A 24,400-nucleotide genomic window follows, 5' to 3' on the forward strand; every position below is an offset into this window, starting at 1 on the left:
TTTCCTACGTCTCCTAGAGAATGGTCAGTTCCTTGGGGAACCGAGTCAGCAATTCCGGGTGCGTCCCCGCGGCTGCGGGTGAGTCACCGCCGACCACGAGCGTGTCCTCGATGCGGACGCCGCCACGATCGGCCAGATAGACGCCGGGCTCCACGGTCACCACAGCACCGGCAAGCAGTGTACCGTCGGCCGTCGCGTTGATTCCCGGCGCTTCGTGAATCCGCAGCCCGACGCCGTGGCCCAGGCCGTGCCCGAAGGTCTTGCCGTACCCCGCGTCGGCGATCACCGCTCGCGCGGCCGCGTCGACGTCGCGCAGCGCCGCACCCGGTCGCAGCGCCTCCCGGCCGGCACGCTGGGCGGCCGCGACCACCTGATAGATCTCCTGCTGCCAGTCGGCCGGTGGGCCCAGCACAAAGGTGCGGGTCATGTCGGAGTGGTAGCCGGCCACCAGCGCGCCGAAGTCGATCTTGACGAAATCACCGGTGGCCAGCACCGCCTCGGTCGGCCGGTGGTGCGGTATCGCCGAATTCGGGCCGGCGGCCACGATGGTCTCGAAGGAGGCGGCATCGGCACCGTGGTCGAGCAGCAACGCCTCCAGGTCCCGGGCGACCTCGCGTTCGGTGCGGCCCGGCCGCAGTCCTCCGCGTTCCACCAGGGCGCCCAGCGCAGCGTCGGCGGCCTCGCAGGCCAACCGCAACAGCGCCACCTCGCCGGCGTCCTTGACCTCCCGCAGCGCCTCCACCGCGCCCGAGGCCCGAACCAGTTCGGCACCGGCGACGGCGCCGTCAGCGGCGCCCAGCGCCGCCGCCAGCGTGTCGAAGCCGTCCACCGTGACCACGTGCGCCTCAAACCCCAGCTTGCCCACCCCGGCCGCAGCGGCCTGCCCGACCAGGTGACTCGCCCCGGCGCGCTCGATCGCAGCCGGCAGGTCGGGGGCCTGCCGGGCGGCCTGGGTGCGGTAGCGGCCATCGGTCGCCAGCAGTGCGGGCCGCTGATCGGCGTAGACCAGCAGGGCACCGGCCGAACCGGTGAACCCGGACAGGTACCGCACGTTGATCAAGTCTGTGACCAGCATCGCGTCCAAACCGGCCGCATCGATCGCGGCACTCAGACGTAGCCGACGGGAGGAATGTGTCACGCGGTGTGACGGTACTCGCTACGCTGTGCCCCCATGAGCAAGTGGTTTCTTCGCGGGTTGGTCTTCGCAGCGCTGATGGTCGTCATCCGCATGATCCAGGGGGTGTTGATCAACGCCTTCGAGGCGCAGGCCGGCCTGATCAGCCTGATCCTGATGATCTTGTTCGCGATCGCCGTGATGGTGTGGGGCTATTCCGATGGCCGCGCCGACGCCCGCGCCAACCCCGACCCGGACCGGCGCGCCGACCTCGCCATGACGTGGCTGGGGGCCGGGCTGGTCGCCGGGCTGGTGAGCGGCCTGGTGTCATGGATCATCGGGCTGGTGGACAAGGCGCTCTACGTCAGCTCGCTGTTCAACGAGCTGACCAGCTTCGCGGCCTTCACCGCGCTGCTGGTGTTCGTCGCGGCGGTGGCCGCCGTCACCCTGGGACGCCGTCGCGTCGACAAGGAGTACGAGAAGGCGCCGCAACGCCACCACGGCCTGGCATCCCAGGGCGAGGCTGCCCCGACGGACGTGTTCGCCACCGTCGGTGCCCCCGCGGTGGCCGCCGAAGAGACCGGCGCAGTGCAGACCGAGGCCGCACCCCACGCCGACACCGCCGCACCGCAAGCCGACGCTGCCGCCACCCAGGCCGACGCGGGCGCGACATTGGCCGGCCCCGCCGCGGGTTTCACCACCGAGGAGTTCCCGGCCGTTGAAGACCAGGCCGACGCGACCACCGAGATCCCGGCGGTCGACGAGGGCGGCCTGTCAGCTCAGTCCGACGACTCGGCCAAGTAGCGCAGCGCCAGCAGATAGCCGCGCACACCGAATCCGACGATCACGCCGCTGGCGACCGGACTCAAGTAGGAATGGCGCCGAAAGTCTTCGCGCGCATGCACATTGGAGATGTGCAGTTCGATCAGCGGGGCGGGCAGTTCGGCGCAGGCGTCCCGTAGCGCCACCGAGGTATGCGTCAGACCACCGGCGTTGAGGATCACCGGTTCGGCGGCGTCGGCGGCGGCGTGAATCCATCCCAGCAGTTCGGCTTCGCTGTCGCTTTGGCGCACCACGGCCTGCACACCCAGCGCGGCGGCCTCCCGCTCGATCAGCGCCTGCAGGTCCTCATAGCTGGTGTCGCCGTAGACATCCGGCTCCCGCCGGCCCAGCCGCCCCAGGTTGGGGCCGTTGATGACATTGATCCGGTTCACCGTCGCTCCAATCGGAATCGCCGGCCCACCTCGTCGTAGGCGGCGGCCAGCAACATCGGGTCAGGCCCCTCCAGCCGGCCCGGCTTGGCCAGGCCGTCGAGTACCACGAACCGCAACACGCCGGCCCGGTTCTTCTTGTCCCCCATCATGTATTCCAGCAGTGCGGGCAGGGCGCTCTCGTAGTAGCTGACCGGCAGACCCAGCGACTGCAGGATCGAGCGGTGGCGGTCGGCGGTCTCGTCGTCGAGGCGTCCGGTGACGCGGGCCAGCTCCGCGGCGAAGACCAGGCCGACCGACACCGCGTCGCCGTGGCGCCACTGGTAGTGCTCCAGCGCCTCGATCGCGTGCGCGAGGGTGTGGCCGTAGTTGAGGATCTCGCGCAGGCCCGACTCCCGCTCGTCGGCGGCGACGACTTCGGCCTTGACGGTGATCGCGCGCCGGATCAGCTCACCCAGCACTTCCCCGGCCGGGTCCATCGCGGCCTTCGGGTCGGCTTCGATGAGGTCCAGGATCACCGGATCGGCGATGAAACCGGCTTTGACGATCTCGGGCATACCGGCGACGATCTCGCGCTGCGGCAGCGTCTCCAGGGTGGCCAGGTCGACCACGACGGCCGCCGGCTGGTGGAACGCGCCGACGAGGTTCTTGCCGGCCTCGGTGTTGATGCCGGTCTTGCCGCCGACCGCGGCGTCCACCATGGCCAGCAGCGTGGTGGGCACATGCACGATCGACACGCCGCGCAGCCAGCTGGCCGCCGCGAAGCCCGCCACGTCGGTGGCGGCGCCGCCGCCCAGACTCACCAGGGCGTCTCTGCGGTCGAGCCCGATGCGTCCCAGCACGTCCCAGATGAAGCCCAGCACCTGCAGCGACTTGCCGTCCTCGGCATCCGGGATCTCGATGCGGTGCGCCTCGATCCCCCTGTCGGCCAGGTACGTTCGGATTCCCTCGGCGGTCTGCTCCAGCGTCGGCTGATGCAGGATCGCGACCTTGTTGCGGCCGGCGAGCAGATCGGCGAGATCACCGAGCAGGCCTTTGCCGATCACCACCGGGTACGGCGGGTCGGTGGCCACCGTCACGGTGATCGGCTCGGGAATCTGGGTCACTTGCGTCCTCCGGTCTGTCGTGCGGCCAGCGTGGCCGGGGTGGGCGGTGAACCGGCGGGCGCCGCCGGCGGCTGCACCCGGCCAGGCCGGGTGGCCTTGCCGTCCGGCGCGGTCGCCTCCAGCCGGGACACGATATAGCGCACCACCGCGCCTGGATTTCGCCGGTTGGTGTTGACCCGGATCGTCGCGAGACGCCGGTAGAGCGGCACTCGCTGCGCCATCAGCTCGCGGAACTTCTCGGCCCGGCCCGGCCCGGCCAGCAGTGGCCGCACCGTGCTGCCGCCGGTGCGCCGGATTCCCTCGGCGGCGCTGATCTCGAGGAACACCACGGTGTGCCCGGCCAGTGCTTCGCGCACTCCGGGGCTGGTGACGGCTCCCCCGCCCAGGGACAGCACCCCGTCGTGCTCGGCCAGCGCCGCGCGCACGACTTCCTCCTCGATACGGCGGAACTCCTGTTCGCCGTCGGCGGCGAAGATGTCGGCGATGCTGCGTCCGGTGCGGGCCTCGATGGCGGCGTCGGTGTCGAGCATCTCGACGCCGAGCGCCTTGGCCAGGCGCCGCCCGATGGTGGACTTGCCCGCGCCGGGCAATCCCACCAGAACCGCTCTGGGGGCCACGTCTACCCCGAGGCCCGGGCCTGGTCGCCCACCGCCCCGCGTTCGGCCACCGAACGCCGGTATGCCTCGATGTTGCGCCGGGTTTCGGTCAGCGAGTCGCCGCCGAATTTGGCCAGCGCCGCGCGGGCCAACACCAGCGCCACCATGGCCTCGGCCACCACTCCGGCCGCCGGGACGGCGCAGACGTCGGAGCGCTGATGGATCGCGACCGCTTCGTCGCCGGTGGCCATGTCGACGGTGGCCAGTGCCCGCGGAACGGTGGAGATCGGCTTCATCGCCGCACGCACCCGCAGCGGCTGGCCGTTGGTCATGCCGCCCTCCAGCCCGCCGGCACGGTTGGTGGAGCGAACCACACCGTCAGGGCCCGGGTGCATCTCGTCGTGGGCGGCGCTGCCGCGCCGGCGGGCGGTGGTGAAACCGTCGCCGATCTCGACACCCTTGATCGCCTGGATGCCCATGATCGCCGCGGCCAGTTGGCCGTCCAGGCGATCGTCGCCACTGATGAAGGACCCCAGGCCGATCGGCAGTCCGGAGACCACCACTTCCACCACGCCCCCCAGCGTGTCGCCGTCGGCCTTGGCCGCCTCGATCTCGGCGATCATGGCTTCCTGCGCCTGCTGGTCGTAGGCACGGACCGGGCTGGCGTCGATGGCGGCCAGATCCTCGGGCCGCGGCACCGGACCGTCGTAGGGGTCGGACGCGCCGATCGAGATCACATGGGAGACCACCTGCACGCCCAGGGCCTGGTCCAGGAACGCCCGCGCGATCGTTCCGGCGGTCACCCGGGCGGCCGTCTCGCGCGCGCTGGCCCGCTCCAGCACCGGCCGGGCGTCGTCGAAACCGTACTTGAGCATGCCGGCGTAGTCGGCGTGGCCGGGTCGCGGGCGGGTCAGCGGTGCGTTGCGGGCTCCACCCTCACTTTCCAGCACGGCGGGGTCGACCGGATCGGTGGACATCACCGTCTCCCACTTGGGCCACTCGGTGTTGCCGATCTCGACCGCGATCGGGCCGCCGAGGGTGACACCGTGCCGTACCCCGGACAGCACCGTGACGGCGTCGGCCTCGAATTTCATCCGGGCGCCACGGCCGTAGCCGAGGCGGCGGCGGGCCAACTGGGTCGAGATGTCAGCCGAGGTGACGGTCACTCCGGCGACCATGCCCTCGACCACGGCGACCAGCGCGCGGCCGTGCGATTCCCCGGCGGTTATCCAACGCAACACGTGTCCCATCTTCCCATGCCGGTGCTGGGCGCCCGGGCTTGGCGGATTCTACGGTTCGGCACACGGCCGGCTCAACGAAGCAACGGCCGGGGCATCGCCCCGGCTCGTCACCCGGAAGGGATCAGGAACCGTTCTTGAGGATCAGGTAGGTGACCGCGTCGGGCCCGTTGCTGGGCGAGGTCACCGCATTGAGTTGGCTGCCCACGTTGCCGACCACTCCGTCGAGGATCCGGTCGAAGTCCTCGGCGGAGGTCTCCGGGTCGATCAGCACCAGCGGAGATTCGCCGGGCGGGACCGCCGAGCTCGGGTCCAGCAGATATCCGCCGAACGCGTCGGCATTGGCAGCGGAGGTCTGCGCGAACAGGTCCAGCCACTGTACGGTGGCGTCGGTCCCTTCGGCGCTGGACAGCGCCACGGCCGGAACCTGTACGTCGGGCAGGGACGGGGACGCCATATTGGTGGCCAGCACGGTGCCACCGACGATGACAGCGGCAGCCGCCACGCCCCCGATTACTGCTCGCTTCACGGTCACCACCCCCTCATGGTCAGGCCAGATCAGCGTCACACCCCGGTCAGCAGAGTTCAGAACTCCGATATTACCTAATAATGGACTGAGGGGCAAACCTTTCCTGTCAAGGCTAACCACGGTGTTAATTTGTGTTCGCGGGCTCCCGCAACGTCGGCCACCTCGTCATTTCGCCCCGCTACGGCATCCTCAGAACATTCCCAGGCCCGCCGCCACCGCGCTGGCCAGGCACATCGAGGGCCCGTGCGGAACGGTCGGTCCCCGGCGCGCGCACGCGGCGATCAGTCCGCACAACCCGGTCAACAGCGGCGCGGACAACGCGGCCAGCAACCATACGTCCGCGCCGAAGGAGCCGGTCAGTGCGCCGAGCCCGACGGCGAGTTTGACGTCACCGGCGCCCAGCCCGGCCGGGGAGATCAGATGCACGGCCAGATAGACCAGCGCCAGCGCCGCCGCGCCGGCCAGCGCCGCGGGTCCCCGCCCGGCCCCGGCCGCGACCGCCGGCACCAGGACTGCCGCGGGCAGCGTCAGCCAGTTCGGCAACCGGCGCTGTGCGATGTCATAGCCGCTCAGCAGCGCCAGCCACATCAGCACCACAACCGCCGCCGCCTGCGCCACGGCGCCATGCTCAGGCCGGGTCGGCGATCACGCAAGTCATCGCCGCCCGGGGTGCGGGCCGGCCGGTGAAGAGCTCGACTTGGGTGAACGCCTGGTGCAGCAGCATCTGCAGGCCGCTGATCACGGTTCCACCCGCCGCGGCGACCGCCGCCGCCAGCGGTGTCGGCCACGGGTCATAGATCGCGTCCAGCAGCACCGGCACCCCGGCCAGCACCGGCGCGTACCGGGCTGCGACCTCGGCCGGCAGGGTGCTGACCGTCACCGATGCCGACCCGGCGGCCTCGGCCAGCCCGGCCTCGTCGAGTGCGCAATAGCGCGCCGGCACACCGACTTGGGTCGCCAGCGCCACCAGCCGTGCGGCGTTGTCGGGGTTGCGGGCGGCCACCGTGATACCGCTGACCCCGAGGTCGGTCAACGCCACCACGGCGGCCGGGGCGGTACCGCCCGACCCCAGCACGATCGCCTCCCCGGAAATCGGTCCGGCCGATCCCAGCGCCCCGCTGACCCCGTCGACGTCGGTGTTGTCGGCCAGCCAGCCGGTCGGGATGCGAACCAGGGTGTTGGCCGAGCCGATCCGCTCGGCGCGCGGTGTGCGCTCGTCGGCGAAGGCCAGCGCGGCGAATTTGCCCGGCATGGTCACCGACAGGCCGACCCATTCCGGCCCGAGTCCCGACACCAGCGCCGGCAACCGCTCGGCGTCGCACTCGATGCGGTCATAAGTCCATCCGCGCAGCCCCAACGCACGGTAGGCCGCCAGGTGCAGTTGCGGCGAGCGAGAGTGCGCGATCGGCGACCCCAGCACGGCCGCCTTGCGTGGCCGCGGATCAGCGGGAGCTGTCGAGGACACCGTTGCCCAGAGCCATCTCGATGTTGTTCAAATGCTGCTGATAGTTGTGGGTGAACAAGGTGGTGCCGTCCTTGTCGATCGTGACGAAGTACAGCCAGTCGCCCGGTTCCGGGTGCTCGGCGGCTCGCAGGGCCTCGACTCCCGGCGAACAGATCGGGGTGGCCGGCAGTCCCTCGGCGGCGTAGGTGTTCCACGGCGTCAGCTTGGCCCGGTCGGCGTCGGTGGTGGCCACCTCCTGGCGGTCCAGCGGATAGTTGACCGTCGAGTCGAACTCCAGGCGCTGGGGCTCGTTGAGGCGGTTGTCGATGACCCGGGCCACCTTGGCGAAGTCGTGCGGCAGGGCTTCGCGCTGCACCAGCGAGGCCACGATCAACAGCTCGTAGGGAGTCATACCCAACTGCTCGGCGATGCCGGGCAGTCCGGTCTTGGCCAACTCCGCGGCGCTCTGGCCGATCACCTTCGACAGCACGACCGGTGCCGGCGCGGTCGGGTCGACGTTCCAGGTCCCCGCCGTGATCAGCCCCTCGATACGGCGGTGGTCGCGGCCCATCCTGGTCACCGGCCCGAACGCCCAGTCCGGCACCGACAGCGCCTCCGGCGTCTCCGTCGCCGCGGCCCGCCGCAACTCCTGCGGTGTGAGGCAGTGACGATCGCCGTTGAGATCCAGACAGCTGGCCTGAGCGATGAGCGTGAACACTCCCGGTGTCACGACGTTGGTCTTCATGTCGGTGGTGTCGTCGAGTTGGCGGCCCTCCGGGATCACCAGCTTGCCCACCCGGTTGGCCGGGTCGGTGAGCTGCTGTACCGCGGTGGCGGCCGGGATCTCGGCCCGCAACCGGTAGAAGCCGGGCTGGATCGCCGCGATGGCGGCGTTGCCCTGCGCGACGTCGAGGAACGTTTTGACATTGGCGATCACACCGGCGCCCAGCATGGTTTCGGCGATAGCGGTGGTGAAGTCGCCTTCGTGCACCTCGATCAGCACCTGCTGGCCGCCCTCGCCGGTGTAGTCGACCACGGGGCCGCGTGAGTGCCATAGCTTCGAGCCGAGGAACACCCCGGCGATGAGCATCATGGTGACCAGCGCGACGCCCGCGGCGCCGATCACCCGCCGGCGCCGGTTACGCCGCCGTCGCCGCCGCTGGTCGCGGGCGCGCTCGGTCCGGCTCATCCGGCGGCGCGGCGGTCCGACCGCCACCGGTTTGGCCTTGGCGGCGGAATAGTCGTCAGACACCGTTGTCCTCCGTCGCCGGGGTCACCATGCCCGATGCCCGGCGCTGGTCGAGCCAGCTCTGCAGGATGGTCACCGCTGCGGCCTGATCGATCACCGAGCGCTGACGCTTGGACCGTACACCGGCCGCCTGCAGGGCCCGAGCCGCGCTGACGGTGCTCAGGCGTTCGTCGGCCAGCCGCACCGGGACCCGCCGATCCCGCTTGGCCAGCACCCGGGCCAGGTCATCGGCCACTGCGATGGCGTCCGCGGCGGCCGTTCCCGTCCGGTCGGCCAGGGTGCGGGGCAATCCGACGACGACTTCGACCACGTCGAATTCGTCGACCAGGGCGGCCAGCCGACGCAGGTGCGACCCGGAGCCATGCCGGCGGACGGTCTCCACCGGGGTCGCCAGCAGGCCGTCGGGGTCGCTGCACGACACCCCGATGCGCACGCTGCCCACATCCACCCCGAGCCGTCGTCCGCGGCCGGGATCATCCGGCCCGCCGGGCCGGTCCGGGGTGCGATGGGGAGGGAAGGTCACGCCGGCGCGCTCCGGGCGACCGCCGAGCGGACCGCCGCCAGGGCGGCGTCGATGCCGGCAGGGTCCTTGCCGGAGCCCTGCGCCAGGTCGGCTTTGCCGCCGCCCCGGCCGGCCACCGCGGCCGCCAGGTCTTTGGCCAGATCATCGGCACGCAGCCCGAGTTCCTGTGCGGCGCTGTTGGTGGCGACCACATAGGGCACGCTGCCCGGCGAATCCGGGGCCGGGTCGGCGATCAACACCACCACCGCGGGCTCCTCGCCGAGTTTGCCGCGGATGTCGCCGGCCATCGAACGCAGATCGCCACCTCCGATACCACCGGACATTCGCTGCGCCACCAGGCGCACGTTACCGATTCGCTCGGCACCGCTAGCGGCATTCGAGGCAGCGGCGCGGGCACCGGCCAGCCGGGCGCGCTCGAGTTCCTTCTCGGCGGCCCGCAGTCGCTCCACCAGATTTGCTACCCGGGCGGGCACCTCTTCGGACGGCACCTTGAGCGAAGACGCCAGGCCGGCCATCAGCGCCCGCTCCTTGGCCAGGTGGCGGAACGAATCCAGCCCGACGTAGGCCTCGACCCGACGCACCCCGGATCCGACCGACGATTCGCCGAGCAGGGTCACCGGGCCGATCTGCGCCGAGTTGTGGACGTGGGTGCCGCCGCACAACTCCAGCGAGAACGGCCCGCCGATCTCGACGACCCGCACCCGATCGGGGTATTTCTCGCCGAACATCGCCATGGCGCCCATCGCCTTGGCCTTCTCGAGGTCTTCGTTGAAGGTGTGCACCTCGAAGTCGGCCTGCACCGCCTCGTTGGTCACCTCTTCCACTTCCCGGCGCTGCTCCTCGCTCAGTGGGCCCTGCCAGTTGAAGTCGAATCGCAGATATCCCGGCCGGTTCAGCGAACCGGCCTGAACGGCGTTGGGGCCCAACACTTGCCGCAACGCGGCGTGCACCATGTGGGTGCCGGAGTGGCCCTGGGTGGCGCCCTTGCGCCAGGCCGGATCCACGGCGGCGGTGACGGTGTCACCCTCCACGAATTCGCCGGACTCCACGTTGACCCGGTGCACGAACAGTGTTTGGGCGATCTTCTGCACATCGGTGACGGCGGCTTTGGCCGCCCCGCCGCTGATCGTGCCGACGTCGGCGATCTGCCCGCCGGACTCGGCGTACAGCGGCGTGCGGTCCAGCACCAACTCGACCCGGTCCGGCACTTCGCCGCGGCCCGCTCGCGCCACCACGGGCACCCGCTTGCCGTCTACGAAGATCCCGAGAATCCTTGCCTCCGAGCTCAACTCCTCGAAGCCGGTGAACTCGGTCGGTCCGGCGTCGACCAGTTCGCGGTAGGCACTCAGGTCGGCGTGGGCGTGCTTGCGGGCCGCAGCGTCGGCCTTGGCGCGGGCCCGCTGCTGGGCCATCAGCTCCCGGAAACCGATCTCATCAACGGTCAGGCCGGCCTCGGCCGCCATCTCCAGGGTCAGCTCGATCGGGAAACCGTAGGTGTCGTGCAGAGTGAAGGCGTCGGTGCCCGACAACACGGCGCTTCCGGAGGACTTGGTGGCCCGGGCGGCGTCGTCGAACAACCGTGACCCTGATGCGAGGGTGCGGTTGAAGGCGGTCTCCTCGGCGACGGCGATGCGGCTGATCCGGTCGAAGTCGGTGACCAGTTCGGGATAGGACGGTCCCATCGCGTCGCGAACGGTCGCCATCAACTCGCCCACGATGGGGCCTTCGATGCCCAGCAGCTTGGCCGAGCGGATCACCCGGCGCAACAGCCGGCGCAGCACATAGCCGCGGCCGTCGTTGCCCGGGCTCACCCCGTCGCCGATCAGGATCGCCGCGGTGCGGGAGTGGTCGGCGATGACCCGGTAGCGCACGTCATCTTCGGGTGCGTCGGGGTTTCCGTATGGGCGCGGGGCGCGCTCGGCGACCACATCGATGACCGGCCGCAACAGGTCGGTCTCATAGACGTTGTGCACACCCTGCAGCAGAAATGCGACCCGCTCGATGCCCATCCCGGTGTCGATGTTCTTGCGCGGCAACGGCCCCAGGATTTCGAAGTCCTCCTTGCCGGTGCCCTCGCCGCGCTCGTTCTGCATGAACACCAGGTTCCAGATCTCGATGTAGCGGTCCTCGTTGGCGATGGGCCCGCCGCCGACACCGAACTCGGGGCCGCGATCGAAGTAGATCTCCGATGACGGACCGCAGGGACCGGGGATGCCCATCGACCAGTAGTTGTCGGCCATCCCGCGACGTTGAATCCGTTCGGCCGGCAGCCCGGCGATCTCCTGCCACAGTTCCATGGCCTCGTCGTCGTCGAAGTAGACCGTGGCCCAGATCCGTTCCGGGTCCAGGCCGTAGCCGCCCTGCTCGACACTGTTGGTCAGCAGCGTCCAGGCCAGCTCGATCGCGCCGCGCTTGAAGTAGTCACCGAACGAGAAGTTGCCGGCCATCTGAAAGAAGGTGTTGTGCCGGGTGGTGATGCCGACCTCGTCGATGTCCGGGGTGCGGATGCATTTCTGGATGCTGGTGGCGGTGGCATAGGGCGGGGTCTGCTGCCCCAGGAAGTAGGGCACGAACTGCACCATGCCGGCGTTGATGAACAGCAGGTTGGGGTCATCGAGGATGACCGACGCGCTGGGCACCTCGGTGTGGCCCGCCTTCACGAAGTGATCGAGGAAGCGTTTCCTGATCTCGTGTGTCTGCACTCTAAAGTCGCTTTCCCGCCGTTGTCGCACCTATTGGACGGCCCTACAGTACCGGTCTGCCGGTCACCGTCTCGACGCCAAGAGGGTGCGGGTTCAGGCGCTGTTGAGGAAACTCAGCCGCACCGACCGTCGCGGGTTGTCCCGGTTGAGGTCGACCAGCACCACCGACTGCCAGATCCCGAGTAGTGGCTCGCCGCCGGCCACCGGCACCGTGATCGAGGGCGCGACGATGGCCGGCATGACGTGGTCGGCGCCGTGCCCCGGCGACCCGTGGGCGTGCCGGTAGCGGTCATCGCGCGGCAGCAGCCGCTCCAGGGTGTCGACGAGGTCGGCGTCGGAGCCGGCCCCGGTCTCGATGATCGCCACCCCGGCCGTCGCGTGCGGCACGAACACGTTGCACAACCCGTCACCGTGCCCGGCGCAGAACGACCGCACCTGGTCGGTGAGGTCCACGGTGCGGCGCCGGGAGGTGTCGACATCGAGCACTTCGGTGTTCATGGCCTCCAGGTTACGGGGCGCGTTCCCCCCCGCGAGCAGACGCGAAAGCACCTTATTTGGGCGTCAAAAGGGGGCTTTCGCTGGGGGCACCTCCCGCTTGCGGGGGACTGCTCGCGAGGAGCTCAGCCGCCGTTGATCAACGCCACCCGGGCCAGGGTGTTGCGCGCCATCTTCACGTGCGCGGCGTCGACCAGCACTCCCTCGACCCCGACCGCGCCCAGTCCCCTGGCCTCGGCCTCGCGGTAGGCGGCCATGTTGCGTTCGGCCAGCGCGATCTCGTCGGCGGTCGGCGCGAAGACGGCGTTGGCCACCGGAATCTGATCGGGGTGGATCGCCCACTTGCCGGTGTAGCCGTAGAGCGAGGACCGGCGGGCCTCGGTTTCGTAACCGGCCAGGTCGGCGTAGTCAGGATAGGGCGAGTCGATCGCCTCGATGCCGGCGATGCGGGCGGCGACCAGCACCTTGTTGCGGGCGTAGTGCCAGAAATCGCCGGGGTAGTCGCCCAGCGGGACGAAGTTGGTGTCCACCCGGGCGCCCTGCGACAGCGCGAAGTCGCCGACGCCGAAGATCAGCGCGTCGATCCGCGGGCTGGCCGTGGCGATCTCCTCGGCGTTGGCCAGCCCCTCGACCTCTTCGATGAGCACTTCGAGGCGGATCGTGCGCTCGAGGCCGAGCTTGGTCTCCAACTGGGTGAGCAGCAGATCCACCCACCACACGTCGCGGGCGGTGCAGGCCTTGGGCACGACGATGGTGTCGAGGTTGCGTCCGGCGGCGGTGACGACCTCGATGATGTCGTCGTGACACCACTGCGTGTCCAGCCCGTTGATCCGGATGGCGCGCGCGGTGCGCCCCCAGTCCAGTTCGTTGAGGGCGGTGATCACCTTGGCCCGGGCGGCTACCTTGTGGGCCGGCGCGGTGGCATCCTCCAGGTCCAGGAAAACCAGGTCGGCGTCCGAGGCCGCAGCCTTGGCGAACATGTTGTCGTTGGCGGCCGGGACGGCCAGTTCGGAACGACGCAACAGCATGAGTATGTCTCCTTGCGATTGGGAACTACAGCACGCCGCGGGCGTGCAGATCGTCGATATCGGACGGGGTCAGCTTCAGCAGGTCGCGGTACACCTCGGCGTTGTGCTCGCCCAGTCGCGGCCCGAGGTGCTCGACGCGACCTTCGGCGTCGGAGAACCGCGGCACCGGGGCCTGGACGGTCATGGCGCCGAGTTCGTCGTCGCCCACCTTGACGAACACCGCGCGGTGGGCCAGCTGCTCGTCGGCGACCAGGTCGGTGATGTCGTAGACCGCGGCGGCCGCAACCTGTTCGGCATCGAAGACGGCCATGGCCTCGGCCAGGGTCTTGGTCGCCACCCAGCCGGCGACCACCCGGTCGACCTCGCCGGCCCGGGCCAGCCGGCGCTGCGGATCGGCGAAGTCGGCGTCATCGACCAGGTCGGCGCGCCCGATCGCCCGGAACACCCGCAGCGCCAACGCCGGTGAACTGCCCGACATCGCCAGCCAGCGACCGTCCTTGGTGCGGTAGGTGTTGCGGGGTGCGGAGATGTCCCAGCGGTTGCCGGCCCTCGTGGGCACCAGCCCCAGCTGGTCGTAGCCGAGCAGAGTCTGCTCCAGCAGCCGGGCCAGCGGGTCGATGAGGTTGACGTCGATCAGCTGGCCCGGTCCGCCGTGCACGTCACGGTGATACAGCGCCATCATCACCGCGTAGGCGGCATTGAGCGACGCCACCCCGTCGGCGAGCATGAACGGCGGCAGCGTGGGCGGCCCGCCGGCCTCGCCGGTGATGTTGGCGAAGCCGCTCATCGCCTCCCCGAGCGTGCCGAAGCCGGGCCGTTCGCTCTTCGGGCCGGACAGGCCGTAGCCGGTGATGTGCAGCATCACGATGCGGTCGTTGACCGCACGCAGCGCGTCGTAGTCCAGCCCCCACCCGCGCAGCGTGGCCGGCCGGGTGTTGACGATCACCACGTCGGCATGCGCCACCAGCTTGCGGACCAACTCCTGGCCCTCGGGCACCCGCAGGTTGGCGGTGACCGATCGCTTGTTGCGCGACACCGACTTCCACATCAGCCCGACGCCGTCGCGCTGGTGGCCCCAGCCGCGGATCGGGTCGCCGGACCCGGGTTGTTCGACCTTGATCACGTCGGCGCCGAATTCGCCGAGATAGGTCGCCACCAGCGGCGCCGCGGCCAGTGTGGCCAGGTCGAGCACCCGGATCCCGTGCAGCATCATGCCGCGGTCAGACCCGGGCGGGCCAGACCCAGGTGCTCGCGCAGCGTGGCGCCCCGGTACTCGGTGCGAAACAGCCCGCGCCGCTGCAACTCCGGGACCACCATGCGGACCACGTCCTCATAGGCTCCCGGCGAATGTGTTGCCGCCAGCACGAATCCGTCACAGGCGCCGCCGTGGAACCACTCCGCCATCTGGTCGGCGACCTGGGTTCCGGTGCCGACGAAGCGCGGGCCCTGCAGCAGGGTGGCGCGGTGCCCGGCCAGATCACGCAGCGTGATGTCGTCGCCGATGTGGGCGCGCAGGTTCTGCACCAGCCCTCGGATGCCCGAGACCGAGGCGATCAGGTCGTCGGTGATCGGATCGTCCAGGTGGTGCTGGGCGAAGTCGTAGTTCATCAGCTCGGAGAGCAGTGTCAGCGAGGCCATCGGGTCGACCAAGTCGTTGAGGAAGACCTGCTCGCGGTGCTTGGCATGGTCCTCGGACTCGCCCACCACGGCGTAGGCCATCGGGCACAGCTTCACCGAGGCGGGGTCACGCCCGGCGTCGGCGATGCGCTGCTTCTGATCGGCGTAATGACTGCGGGCCACCTCGAGTCCCGGATCCCCGGTGAAGATCAGATCCGCCCACCGGGAGGCGAATTCGCGGCCCCTTCCGGACGAGCCGGCCTGGATGATGACGGGCCGGCCCTGCGGGGTGCGCGGCACCGTCAGCGGACCGCGTACCGAGAAATACTCGCCCTCGTGCCGCAACTCGTGCACCTTGTCCGGGTCGGCGTAGAAGCCGCGGGCACGGTCGGCCACGATCGCGTCGTCCTCCCAGGTGTCCCACAATCCCGCCACCACGTCGAGGAACTCGTCGGCGCGGTCGTAGCGCTCGTCATGGCTGAGATGGCTTGTCAGCCCGTAGTTCTGGGCTTCACCGTCGTTGACCGAGGTGACCACGTTCCACGCCGCGCGCCCACGGGATAGGTGATCGAGGGTGGCGAAAGTGCGCGCCACGTGAAACGGCGCGTAGTAGGTGGTGGAATACGTCGCACCCAACCCGATCCGCGTGGTGGCCTGAGCCAGCACCCCGAGCACCGTCGAGAGGTCCAGCTTCACCGGCCGCGCCCCGTAGCGCACCGCCTCGGCGACCGCTCCGCCGTAGATGGCCGGCATGGCCAGTCGGTCGTCGAAGAACATCAGATCGAAGCAGCCCTCTTCGAGCTGCCGGCCGATCTTGGCGTAGTAGGAGGCGTCGAGGTAGCCGTGTTCGGTGGCGGGGTGGCGCCACGACCCGGCGTAGACCGAGGCGTTGCCGGCTTGCATGAAGGCGACGAGCGCCATCTGGTCCGTTCGAGAGGTCATGGTTGATATCTACCATCTGATATATCAGATATCAACGTTTAGATTTTGTGATGTGTACCATTCCTGCCGTGACGGCCAACAACGTCGACATCGGCGGCACCGTGCGCGAGCGCGCCGCCCGTGAGCTGCGCAACCGGATCCTCACCGGCGAGCTGGCCCCCGGCACCCGGCTTGACCTCGACGCCATCACCGCGGAGTTCGCCACCAGCCGCACCCCGGTTCGCGAGGCGCTGCTGGAGCTGTCCTACGAGGGGCTGGTGCAGGTCGCTCCCCGCAGCGGCGTCACGGTGATCGGGATCCGCCCCGAGGACGTGCTGGACAGCTTCACCATCCTGGGCGTGCTGACCGGCCAGGCAGCGGCATGGGCCGCCGAGCGCCTCACCCCCGACGACGTCGCGCACCTGCGGACGCTGGCCGCCGACGTCGAAGCGCTGCGCGGCTCGGATCGCATCGGTGACGCGAACTGGCAGTTCCACCAGGAAATTCATCGGGCCGCCCACTCGCCGCAACTGCTGATCCAGATCCGCCATGCCGCGCGGGTGGTGCCGACGAACTTCCTCACGGTGTTTCCCGAGCACGAACACCATTCACTCGAGGATCACCAAAAGCTGGTCGCCGCACTGGCCGAGCGCGACGCCGAGGCGGCTCGTGCCATCGCTGAGCGGCACGTCCTTGACGCCGGGCGCTCGCTGGCCGACTGGCTCGGCCAGACCGCCGCCGGCTGACACCGCGCGTTTTCGGGCCACCATCGTGGCGGGCAGGCACCCGTCCGGAGCCGCACCGACTCGGACTTTCCCGACGCTTGGTGTGTCGCGTCGGGAAATTCCGGCTCGGCGCTGCGGGCTCAGCCCCGGCGGCGAATGATCGCCCGCAACTTCTGCAGCCGCCCGCCGATCTCGCGTTCGGCGCCCCGCGCAGTGGGCTGGTAGTAGTCGGCGCCGACCAGTTCGTCGGGCGGATACTGTTGTGGCACAACACCGTCAGGGTGATCGTGGGCGTAGCGGTAGCCGACCGCGTTGCCCAGCGCCTGCGCCCCCGAATAGTGTCCGTCGCGCAGGTGCGCCGGCACCGCCCCGGCCTTACCGGCTTTGATGTCGGCCATCGCCGCACCCAGCGCGGTGGTCACCGCGTTGGATTTCGGCGCCGTCGCCAGGTGCACGGTGGCATGCGCGAGCGTGAGCTGAGCTTCGGGCATGCCGATCAGCGCCACGGTCTGCGCGGCGGCGACCGCGGTGGGCAGTGCGGTCGGGTCGGCCATCCCGATGTCCTCGCTGGCCAGGATCACCAGCCGCCGCGCGATGAACCGCGGATCCTCCCCCGCGGTCAGCATCCGGGCCAGGTAGTGCAGCGCGGCATCGACATCGGAGCCGCGCACGCTCTTGATGAACGCGCTGATCACGTCGTAGTGCTGGTCGCCGTCGCGGTCATAGCGCACCGCGGCCTGGTCCAGGGAGGCCTCCACGGTTTCGACGGTCACCACCTCGCCCGCCGCCACCCCCTCAGCGGCGACCTCCAGCGCGGTCAGGGCACGGCGGGCGTCCCCGGCGGCCAGCCGCACCAGCAGCTCGACGGCCTCGGGCGCCACCTCGACGCGCCCGCCCAGCCCGCGCTCATCGGCGATGGCGCGGCCCACCACGGCGGCGATGTCCTCGGGGCCCAAGGGGCGCAGCTGCAGGATCAGCGACCTGCTCAGCAGCGGGGCGACCACCGAGAACGACGGGTTCTCGGTGGTGGCGGCCACCAGCAGCACCACCCGGTTCTCCACGGCGGCCAGCAGCGCGTCCTGCTGGGTCTTGGAGAACCGGTGCACCTCATCGATGAACAGCACGGTCTGCTCGCCGTAGGCCGCCGCGCGCCGGGCGGTGTCGATGACGGCGCGCACCTCTTTGACCCCGGCGCTCAGCGCCGACAGCGCCTCGAAGCGGCGGCCGGTCGCGCCGGAGATCAGCGAGGCCAGCGTGGTCTTCCCGGTGCCGGGCGGGCCGTAGAGGATGACCGAGGCCGCCCCGGAGCCGTCGACCAGCCGGCGCAGCGGTGAGCCGGGCCCCAGCAGGTGGTCCTGGCCGACCACCTCATCCAGCGATGCCGGGCGCATCCGCACCGCCAGCGGCACCGGCGTGGTGGCGCCAGGTTCTGCTGACGCCGCGCCGGGTACGTCGAAGAGGCCGTCGGACACGCCTTCAGGCATACCATTTCCGGCCGGCCGCCGTTGCGTCAGCGGTGCACGATCACCCCGCGGATGTTCTTGCCGTCGCGCAGATCCTGGTAGCCCTCGTTGACCTGCTCCAGGGTGTAGCGGCGGGTGACCAGCTCGTCGAGCTTGAGCTGGCCGGCGTCGTAGAGGCGCAGCAGTCGCACGATGTCGTACTGCGGGTTCGCGCCGCCGAACAGGGTTCCCTTGATGGTCTTGCCGAACAGCGCGAGCTGCGACCCCGAGAGGTGCACGTCGAGGCTCTCCAGCTTGGCCAGCGCGGCGACCACCACGGTGCCGCCCTTCCCGATGGTGTTGAACGCCGCGGTGGTGACGGCCTCGTCCAGATCGCCGACGGTGATCAGCGCCTGGTCGGCCATCTGCCCCCAGGTCAGCTCGGCGATCTTGGCCATCGCCTCGTCCGCGGTGGCGAAGGCGTGGGTGGCGCCCAGCTTCAAGGCGGTCTCGCGTTTGAACTCCACCGGGTCGACGGCCACCACGTACTTGGCGCCGGCATGCGCGGCGCCCTGCACCGCGTTGATGCCGACCCCGCCGATGCCGTAGATCACCACGGTGTCCCCGGCGCGCACCCCGCCGTCGTAGTTGGCGCTCGCCCAGCCGGTGGGGACCCCGCAGCCGACCAGCACCGCGGTCTGAAGCGGCAACCAGTCGTCGACCTTGACCACCGAGTGCTGCGAGACGGTCGCCCGCTCGGCGAACGTGCCCAGCATGCAGAACCCGCCGTAATCGGTACCACCCGAGTGGAACCGGAATGTGCCGTCGGGCATGCAGCCCTCCAGGATGGTGGCCCCCATGTCGCACAGGTTCTGCCGGCCGGTCGAGCAGTACCGGCACGTTCCGCAGCTGGGGATGAAGCAGCACACCACGTGATCGCCGGGGGCGACCTTGGTGACCCCGGGCCCGACGTCCTCGATGATCCCGGCGCCCTCGTGTCCGCCGACGATCGGGAACCGGTTCGGCCAGTCGCCGTCGGCCAGATGCAGATCCGAGTGGCACAGCCCGGCGGCGGCGAACTTGATCAGCACCTCGCCCGGCCCTGGCCCATCCAGATCCAGCTCCATGATCTCGAACGGCTGGTTGGGCGCATGAGCCACGGCAGCAATTGTTTTCATACTCGCCATCCAACCGGCTGGGTGGTCGCACCGGACCGATTCAGCCGGATTTCGTTCAGGCCGGCGCGGTCACGAAGTCGATCAGCTCTTCGACCCGGCCGATCAGCTCCGGCTCCAGGTCGGTCCAGTCGCGCACCCGGCCGCGGATGCGCTGCCACGCCGCGGCGATGTCGGCCTGTCCGTTGTGCGGCCAGCCCAGGGCGGCGCAGATGCCGTGTTTCCACTCGATGCTGCGCGGGATCGTCGGCCAGTTCTGCAAGCCGAGCCGCCCGGGCTTCACCGCCTGCCAGATGTCGACGTAGGGGTGGCCGACGATCAGGGTGTGCGCACCGCCCGGGCCGCGGCGTACCGCCTCGGCGATGCGGGTCTCCTTCGAACCCGCGACCAGGTGGTCGACCAGCACGCCGAGCCGCCTCCCGGGGCCCGGCTGGAAGTCGGCCACGATGCCGGCCAGGTCGTCGATGCCACCGAGGTATTCGACGACGACGCCCTCGATGCGCAGATCGTCGCCCCAGACCTGTTCGACGAGTTCCGCGTCGTGGCGGCCCTCGACGTAGATCCGGCTGGCCAGCGCCACTTTGGCGCGCGCGCCCGGTACCGCCACCGAGCCCGACGCGGTGCGAGCGGGCGCTTGGGGTGCGGCCGGTCGCGGCTCGGTGAGGATCACCGGCTTGCCGTCGATCAGGTAGCCGGGGCCCAGCGGGAAGCCGCGGCTGCGGCCGTGCCGATCCTCCAGCTCGATGCGGCCGTATTCGATGCGCGTCACGGCGCCGACGTAACCGGTCTGGGCGTCCTCGACCACCATGCCGCGCTGCACCGGCAGCTCGGTGGAACGGATCTTGCGGGCGCTGTGCGGGTTGTCGGCGAGGATGTCGGTTCCATAGCGGTCGGCCACGCGAGGCAGCCTAGAGCCGCCGACCCGCCGCCGGGCGAACCGGCCGCGCGATTCCGACGACTTTTTTTCGGCGGGATTGCGCCCCGAGCCTAGGGACACCGCCGGCCACTTCTGTCACTTGAGCATCAATAGCCCCAACAACAACAATAGACACTCAAAATTGTCTTAATTTCTAAGAGATCTCTCGCAACATACGTATCAATAACAACAGCGTTAACTCTAGCCACTTTAAACGACTACTACACCAACTAATGACACCAATCCCATTTGCATCTTTAGCTATTCAAAATGTGCAATTTCCTCAATTATCGCGTTATGCTCGTAAACCTCACTGATAGACAACTATCACGGAGGTTGTGATATGCACCGGAACACGGCACGGCGTGTCGTGCAGTTCGGCAGGCGGCGTCTCGCATGGACCGCGTCCGGGCTGATCACCGGGGGGATCATGGGCGGCCTACTGGCGCCGGCCGGCGTCGCCCGCGCCGACAGCAACATGTTGATGGGATGGGACGCCGTCGCCCAATGCGAATCGGGCGGCAACTGGGCCGCCGACACCGGCAACGGCTTCTACGGCGGGCTGCAGTTCAAACCGTCGACGTGGCGCGCATTCGGTGGCGTCGGACTGCCGTCGAAGGCGTCACGCGAAGAACAGATCGCCGTCGCCAACCGGGTGCTCGATGAACAGGGACCGTATGCCTGGCCCAAATGCGGTCCCGGCAAGGTATTCCCGTCGTCGGTGAAGGGCTGGGTGCCGCCGGCGATGCGCCAGTTGCTCAAGCCGTTCTGGTGAGCCGGGCTACTTCGGGGCCAACACCGCCTGAGTCTGAGTGACCCGGGCGACCAGTTTGCCGTTGTCGTCGGTCAGGTCGGTCTGCACCACGATGGTGGTCCGTCCGACGTGCAGCGGGAGGCTGGTCGCGGTGACGGTGCCGTCGCGAACCGCGCGGAAGAAATTGGTTTTCGATTCAATGGTCGAGGTGCTGGCGCCCTGCGGCAGGTTGGCGACCGCGCACACCGCACCGACGGTGTCGGCGAACGCCATCAGCGCTCCCCCATGCAGGATGCCCGCGGTGGTGCAGCGTTCCGGCGCCCATGCCATGGTGGCGGTCACCTGCTGCGGTGTCAGCTCGGTGATGTCGATTTGGAGGGCCGACGCGAACGGCATGCTGGAGACCACCAGCCGGGCGAATTCAACCGAATCCATAGCCGCTAGCCTTGCCGACACCGTTGCCGATGTCTACCGGCCTCAGCGCGGCTGGGGCGGCGCGTCCATCCCGGATTCCTTGCGCTGCGCCGCGGTGATCGGCGCCGGGGCGTCGGTCAGCGGGTCGATGCCACCACCGGACTTCGGAAACGCGATGACCTCGCGGATCGAGTCGACCCCGGCCAGCAACGCCACCACCCGGTCCCAGCCGAACGCCAGCCCGCCGTGCGGCGGTGCACCGAAACTGAAGGCGTCCAACAGGAATCCGAACTTCTCGGTGACCTCGGCTTCGTCCAGCCCCATCACCGTGAAGACCTGCTGCTGAATGTCGCGGCGGTGGATACGGATCGAGCCGCCGCCGATCTCGTTGCCGTTGCACACCACGTCGTAGGCGTCGGCCAGCACCGCGCCCGGGTCGGATTCCACGCTGTCGGCGTGTTCGGGCTTGGGCGAGGTGAACGCATGGTGCACCGCGGTCCATGCCCCGGAGCCCACAGCGACGTCGCCGGCGGCGGTGGCGTCGTCGGCGGGCTCGAACAGCGGCGGGTCCACCACCCAGGTGAACGCCCAGGCGTCCGGGGCGATCAGGTCGAGCCGGCGGGCGATCTCGCCGCGGGCCGCGCCCAGCAGCGCCCGGGATGGTTTGGCAAGCCCGGCCGCGAAGAAGATGCAGTCGCCCGGCGCGGCCCCGACGTGTCCGGCCAGTCCGGCGCGTTCGGCATCGGTGAGGTTCTTGGCCACCGGTCCGGACAGTTCGCCGTCCTCGCCGACCAACACATAGGCCAGGCCCTTGGCCCCGCGCTGCTTGGCCCACTCCTGCCAGCCGTCCAGGGTGCGCCGCGGCTGTGATGCCCCGCCCGGCATCACCACCGCACCCACGTACGGGGCCTGGAAGACCCGGAACGTGGTGTCTTGGAAGAACGCGGTGCACTCCACCAGTTCCAGCCCGAACCGCAGGTCCGGTTTGTCGGAGCCGAACCGGCGCATCGCGTCGGCGTAGGTCATCCTCGGCAGCGGGGTCGGCAGGTCGTAGCCGATCAGCGCCCACAGCGCCTTGAGCACCTGTTCGGCGATGTCGATCACGTCCTCGGCGTCGACGAAGCTCATCTCCAGGTCCAGCTGGGTGAACTCCGGCTGCCGGTCGGCGCGGAAGTCCTCGTCGCGGTAGCAGCGGGCGATCTGGTAGTAGCGTTCCATGCCGGCCACCATCAGCAGCTGCTTGAACAGCTGCGGGCTCTGCGGCAGCGCGTAGAACGAGCCGGGCTGCAGCCGCGCCGGTACCAGGAAGTCCCGCGCGCCCTCCGGGGTGGAACGGGTCAGCGTGGGGGTCTCGATCTCGACGAAGCCGTGCTCGGCCAATACCGTTCGGGCCGCTGCGTTGACTCTCGAACGCAGCCGCAGCGCCGCCCCCGGGCCGTTCTCACGGCGCAGATCCAGGTAGCGGTACCGCAGCCGTGCCTCTTCGCCGACCGGTTCGTCGAGCTGGAACGGCAGCGGTGCCGCCTCGTTGAGCACCGTCAGCTCCGACGCGTTGACTTCGATGGCGCCGGTGGGCAGATCGGGGTTCTCATTGCCCTCGGGGCGGACTTCGACGGCACCGGTGACCGCAACGCAGAATTCGGCGCGCAGCCGGTGGGCCTGCTCCAGCACCGCCGGGTCGCGAAACACCACCTGCGCCACCCCGGAGGCGTCCCGCAGGTCGATGAAGATGACTCCGCCGTGGTCGCGTCGGCGTGCCACCCAGCCGGCGAGGGTGACACTGCGCCCGGCGTCGGTGGCCCGCAATGAGCCGGCGTCGTGGCTGCGCAGCACTAAATACCCCCTGGTTTGAGGACGGTCAGGTAACGGTTCGACGGTGGCCAAGTCTAGAGGCATCACGCTGCCCTGCCGCCCGCCGCCCGGTGCTTTAAGCTGGCTCACTGTGACCAATGGGACCGATGACGTCGACTTCGACTACGACTACGAGGACGACGAGGAAGTCGCCACGCCAAAGCAATCCAACAGCCTCAAATGGGGGCTGGCCGCCGTGGTGGTGCTGGCCGTGGTCGCTCTGGTGCTGGCCGCGGTGGTGCTGCTGGGCGGGGACCCGGGCAAGGGCTCGATGGCTGACGGCGGGAGCTCCAGCCGTAACGCGGCCGCCGCCGGCATCGCCAGCGCGGACGACACCGGTCCGGTGGCGATTATCATGAGCGACCCGAGTTGCACCGCGTGGGGGTCGATCAGCAGCAACCTGTCCAACACGCTGTCGCTGCTCGGGCATGGCAAATGGAATGAGCGCGATCAGTCGATCCCGGCCTCGGAGTGGAACGACGAACAGAAGAAGGAGTACCTGGCCGCCGGGCAGGTGGTGCGCAACGCCGCCGCGCAGACCGTCGGGCTGGTGAAGCTCACCCCGCACCGGGTGATGCGCGAGCTCTACGAGCAGTTCATCGCCTATGCCCGCGCATTCGTGGAGCACATTCCCACCTACACCGAACGCGACGCCGCGCTGGCCGGTACCGCGCACAGCGCGGCCTCGGCGCTGGCCGCGATCTGCGCGGCCGCCAACAACGGATCGGCGGCCACCCGCGCGCCGCTGGTCGAGGCACAGTCCGCGCCCACCAAGACGGCCCCGCCGGGCAACCCCACCAACCCCCAGCGCTACCTGACCGGGCCCAACCCGGTCTGCGCCGATTGGAAAGCGGCACTGGACAAATTCGGCGCCGACACCGCCGAATGGACGGAGATCGACCCGAGCATCCCGGGAACCTACTGGAATCCCCAGCAGAAGGCGATCAACCTGGCGGTCGGCCCGGTGATGATCAGCCTGGCCAACAAGATGCAGCAGCTGGGTCGCCGTAGCAACAACCCCACCCTGCAGGATTTCGCGGAGCTGTCCGCGCAGTACCGGCGGGCGTTCGTGCTGGCGCTGCCGACCTACGACCCGTCGGACAACTACCTGGCCAACGCAGCGACCTTCATCTCCACCACGGTGCTGGGCGCGTGCGCCTCGGCATCGGTGCCCGGCCGGTAACCCGCCCGGCGCGCTGAACCGACCTCGCTAACGCCAAGAACCGGCGCAGCCCGTGGGCTGCACCGGTTCTCGGCTGTGTTCTGGCTTGGGTCAGGCCCAGCTGGAGCCGACCGAGGCGTCGGTGTTGGCCATGTTGTTACCGGCGGTCTGCACCTTCTGACCGTGAG

General features: G+C 69.6%; 23 protein-coding genes and 2 pseudogenes. 4 read left to right on the forward strand and 21 right to left on the reverse strand.

The annotated features are described in order from the left end of the window. Positions 1-13: 13 nt before the first annotated feature. Positions 14-1,138, reverse strand: coding sequence for a M24 family metallopeptidase (locus ACAG20_RS04715; protein ID WP_370491707.1), 1,125 nt, complete (start codon positions 1,136-1,138; stop codon positions 14-16). A gap of 33 nt (positions 1,139-1,171) precedes the next feature. Between ACAG20_RS04715 and ACAG20_RS04720 the strand changes: the two genes are divergently transcribed. Continuing rightward, positions 1,172-1,918 carry a B-4DMT family transporter gene (locus tag ACAG20_RS04720; protein WP_370491708.1) on the forward strand — a complete coding sequence of 249 codons (747 nt, stop codon included), beginning with the start codon at positions 1,172-1,174 and terminating at the stop codon, positions 1,916-1,918. Here the strand turns inward: ACAG20_RS04720 and aroQ are convergent. From aroQ to ACAG20_RS04790, 14 genes and pseudogenes are all read right to left on the reverse strand, one after another. Beyond that, on the reverse strand, positions 1,894-2,328 hold the full coding sequence (gene aroQ, locus ACAG20_RS04725; protein ID WP_370491709.1) for a type II 3-dehydroquinate dehydratase: 435 nt from the start codon (positions 2,326-2,328) through the stop codon (positions 1,894-1,896). The two genes, ACAG20_RS04720 and aroQ, sit on opposite strands and share 25 nt — an antisense overlap. Continuing rightward, positions 2,325-3,431 carry a 3-dehydroquinate synthase gene (gene aroB / locus ACAG20_RS04730; protein WP_370491710.1) on the reverse strand — a complete coding sequence of 369 codons (1,107 nt, stop codon included), beginning with the start codon at positions 3,429-3,431 and terminating at the stop codon, positions 2,325-2,327. The genes aroQ and aroB overlap by 4 nt, the downstream gene beginning before the upstream one ends. 89 nt (positions 3,432-3,520) lie before the next feature. Beyond that, a pseudogene (locus ACAG20_RS04735) lies at positions 3,521-4,048 on the reverse strand (shikimate kinase); the annotation flags it as partial. Between the two features lie 2 nt (positions 4,049-4,050). Beyond that, positions 4,051-5,268, reverse strand: a complete 1,218-nt coding sequence (gene aroC / locus ACAG20_RS04740; RefSeq protein WP_112689156.1) for a chorismate synthase — start codon at positions 5,266-5,268, stop codon at positions 4,051-4,053. A gap of 121 nt (positions 5,269-5,389) precedes the next feature. Beyond that, positions 5,390-5,794 carry a hypothetical protein gene (locus ACAG20_RS04745; RefSeq protein WP_370491711.1) on the reverse strand — a complete coding sequence of 135 codons (405 nt, stop codon included), beginning with the start codon at positions 5,792-5,794 and terminating at the stop codon, positions 5,390-5,392. Positions 5,795-5,983: 189 nt separating this feature from the next. Beyond that, positions 5,984-6,412, reverse strand: coding sequence for a prepilin peptidase (locus ACAG20_RS04750; protein WP_370491712.1), 429 nt, complete (start codon positions 6,410-6,412; stop codon positions 5,984-5,986). 10 nt (positions 6,413-6,422) lie between these two features. Then, positions 6,423-7,259, reverse strand: coding sequence for a shikimate dehydrogenase (locus ACAG20_RS04755; RefSeq protein WP_370491713.1), 837 nt, complete (start codon positions 7,257-7,259; stop codon positions 6,423-6,425). Then, entirely contained in the window at positions 7,237-8,490 is a 1,254-nt protein-coding gene (gene mltG / locus ACAG20_RS04760) for an endolytic transglycosylase MltG (RefSeq protein WP_370491714.1), read from the reverse strand. Before mltG ends, ACAG20_RS04755 begins: the two co-directional genes overlap by 23 nt. Next, on the reverse strand, positions 8,483-9,010 hold the full coding sequence (gene ruvX, locus ACAG20_RS04765; RefSeq protein ID WP_370491715.1) for a Holliday junction resolvase RuvX: 528 nt from the start codon (positions 9,008-9,010) through the stop codon (positions 8,483-8,485). The genes mltG and ruvX overlap by 8 nt, the downstream gene beginning before the upstream one ends. Then, positions 9,007-11,712, reverse strand: a complete 2,706-nt coding sequence (gene alaS, locus ACAG20_RS04770) for an alanine--tRNA ligase (RefSeq protein WP_370491716.1) — start codon at positions 11,710-11,712, stop codon at positions 9,007-9,009. Before alaS ends, ruvX begins: the two co-directional genes overlap by 4 nt. Positions 11,713-11,805: 93 nt before the next feature. Further along, positions 11,806-12,198, reverse strand: a complete 393-nt coding sequence (locus ACAG20_RS04775) for a secondary thiamine-phosphate synthase enzyme YjbQ (RefSeq protein WP_370491748.1) — start codon at positions 12,196-12,198, stop codon at positions 11,806-11,808. A 134-nt stretch (positions 12,199-12,332) separates the two neighbouring features. Continuing rightward, complete coding sequence (locus ACAG20_RS04780) at positions 12,333-13,241, reverse strand: CoA ester lyase (protein WP_370491749.1); 909 nt, start codon at positions 13,239-13,241, stop codon at positions 12,333-12,335. 19 nt (positions 13,242-13,260) lie between these two features. Next, positions 13,261-14,445: a CaiB/BaiF CoA transferase family protein gene (locus ACAG20_RS04785; protein WP_370491750.1), complete on the reverse strand. Its 1,185-nt coding sequence runs from the start codon at positions 14,443-14,445 to the stop codon at positions 13,261-13,263. Continuing rightward, positions 14,445-15,794 carry an LLM class flavin-dependent oxidoreductase gene (locus tag ACAG20_RS04790; protein ID WP_370491717.1) on the reverse strand — a complete coding sequence of 450 codons (1,350 nt, stop codon included), beginning with the start codon at positions 15,792-15,794 and terminating at the stop codon, positions 14,445-14,447. The genes ACAG20_RS04785 and ACAG20_RS04790 overlap by 1 nt, the downstream gene beginning before the upstream one ends. Before the next feature lie 50 nt (positions 15,795-15,844). On the opposite strand from ACAG20_RS04790, the gene ACAG20_RS04795 reads away from it, so the two are divergent. Next, on the forward strand, positions 15,845-16,519 hold the full coding sequence (locus ACAG20_RS04795) for a GntR family transcriptional regulator (protein ID WP_370491718.1): 675 nt from the start codon (positions 15,845-15,847) through the stop codon (positions 16,517-16,519). A 119-nt stretch (positions 16,520-16,638) separates the two neighbouring features. Here ACAG20_RS04795 and ACAG20_RS04800 read toward each other — a convergent pair whose 3' ends face one another. From ACAG20_RS04800 to ACAG20_RS04810, 3 genes are read right to left on the reverse strand one after another with little or no spacing between them, the layout of a single operon-like run. Further along, positions 16,639-17,982, reverse strand: a complete 1,344-nt coding sequence (locus tag ACAG20_RS04800) for a replication-associated recombination protein A (protein ID WP_370491719.1) — start codon at positions 17,980-17,982, stop codon at positions 16,639-16,641. 26 nt (positions 17,983-18,008) lie between these two features. After that, complete coding sequence (locus ACAG20_RS04805) at positions 18,009-19,118, reverse strand: NDMA-dependent alcohol dehydrogenase (RefSeq protein ID WP_370491720.1); 1,110 nt, start codon at positions 19,116-19,118, stop codon at positions 18,009-18,011. 55 nt (positions 19,119-19,173) lie between these two features. Further along, positions 19,174-20,013, reverse strand: a complete 840-nt coding sequence (locus tag ACAG20_RS04810) for a DUF3097 domain-containing protein (RefSeq protein WP_370491721.1) — start codon at positions 20,011-20,013, stop codon at positions 19,174-19,176. 448 nt (positions 20,014-20,461) lie between these two features. On the opposite strand from ACAG20_RS04810, the gene ACAG20_RS04815 reads away from it, so the two are divergent. After that, entirely contained in the window at positions 20,462-20,806 is a 345-nt protein-coding gene (locus tag ACAG20_RS04815) for a transglycosylase family protein (RefSeq protein ID WP_013829284.1), read from the forward strand. 6 nt (positions 20,807-20,812) lie between these two features. On the opposite strand, the gene ACAG20_RS04820 is transcribed toward ACAG20_RS04815, so the two are convergent. Then, on the reverse strand, positions 20,813-21,220 hold the full coding sequence (locus ACAG20_RS04820) for a PaaI family thioesterase (protein WP_112687083.1): 408 nt from the start codon (positions 21,218-21,220) through the stop codon (positions 20,813-20,815). 42 nt (positions 21,221-21,262) lie between these two features. Beyond that, positions 21,263-23,032, reverse strand: a complete 1,770-nt coding sequence (gene aspS, locus ACAG20_RS04825; protein WP_112687081.1) for an aspartate--tRNA ligase — start codon at positions 23,030-23,032, stop codon at positions 21,263-21,265. Positions 23,033-23,141: 109 nt separating this feature from the next. Here aspS and ACAG20_RS04830 point away from each other — a divergent pair, with 109 nt between their 5' ends. Then, positions 23,142-24,233, forward strand: a complete 1,092-nt coding sequence (locus ACAG20_RS04830) for a hypothetical protein (RefSeq protein ID WP_112687079.1) — start codon at positions 23,142-23,144, stop codon at positions 24,231-24,233. A gap of 90 nt (positions 24,234-24,323) precedes the next feature. Here ACAG20_RS04830 and ACAG20_RS04835 read toward each other — a convergent pair. Then, positions 24,324-24,400: pseudogene (locus tag ACAG20_RS04835) on the reverse strand (type VII secretion protein EsxI); the annotation flags it as partial.

The sequence above is a fragment of the Mycobacterium sp. pW045 genome (assembly GCF_041287085.1).
GTDB lineage: Bacteria > Actinomycetota > Actinomycetes > Mycobacteriales > Mycobacteriaceae > Mycobacterium > Mycobacterium algericum_A.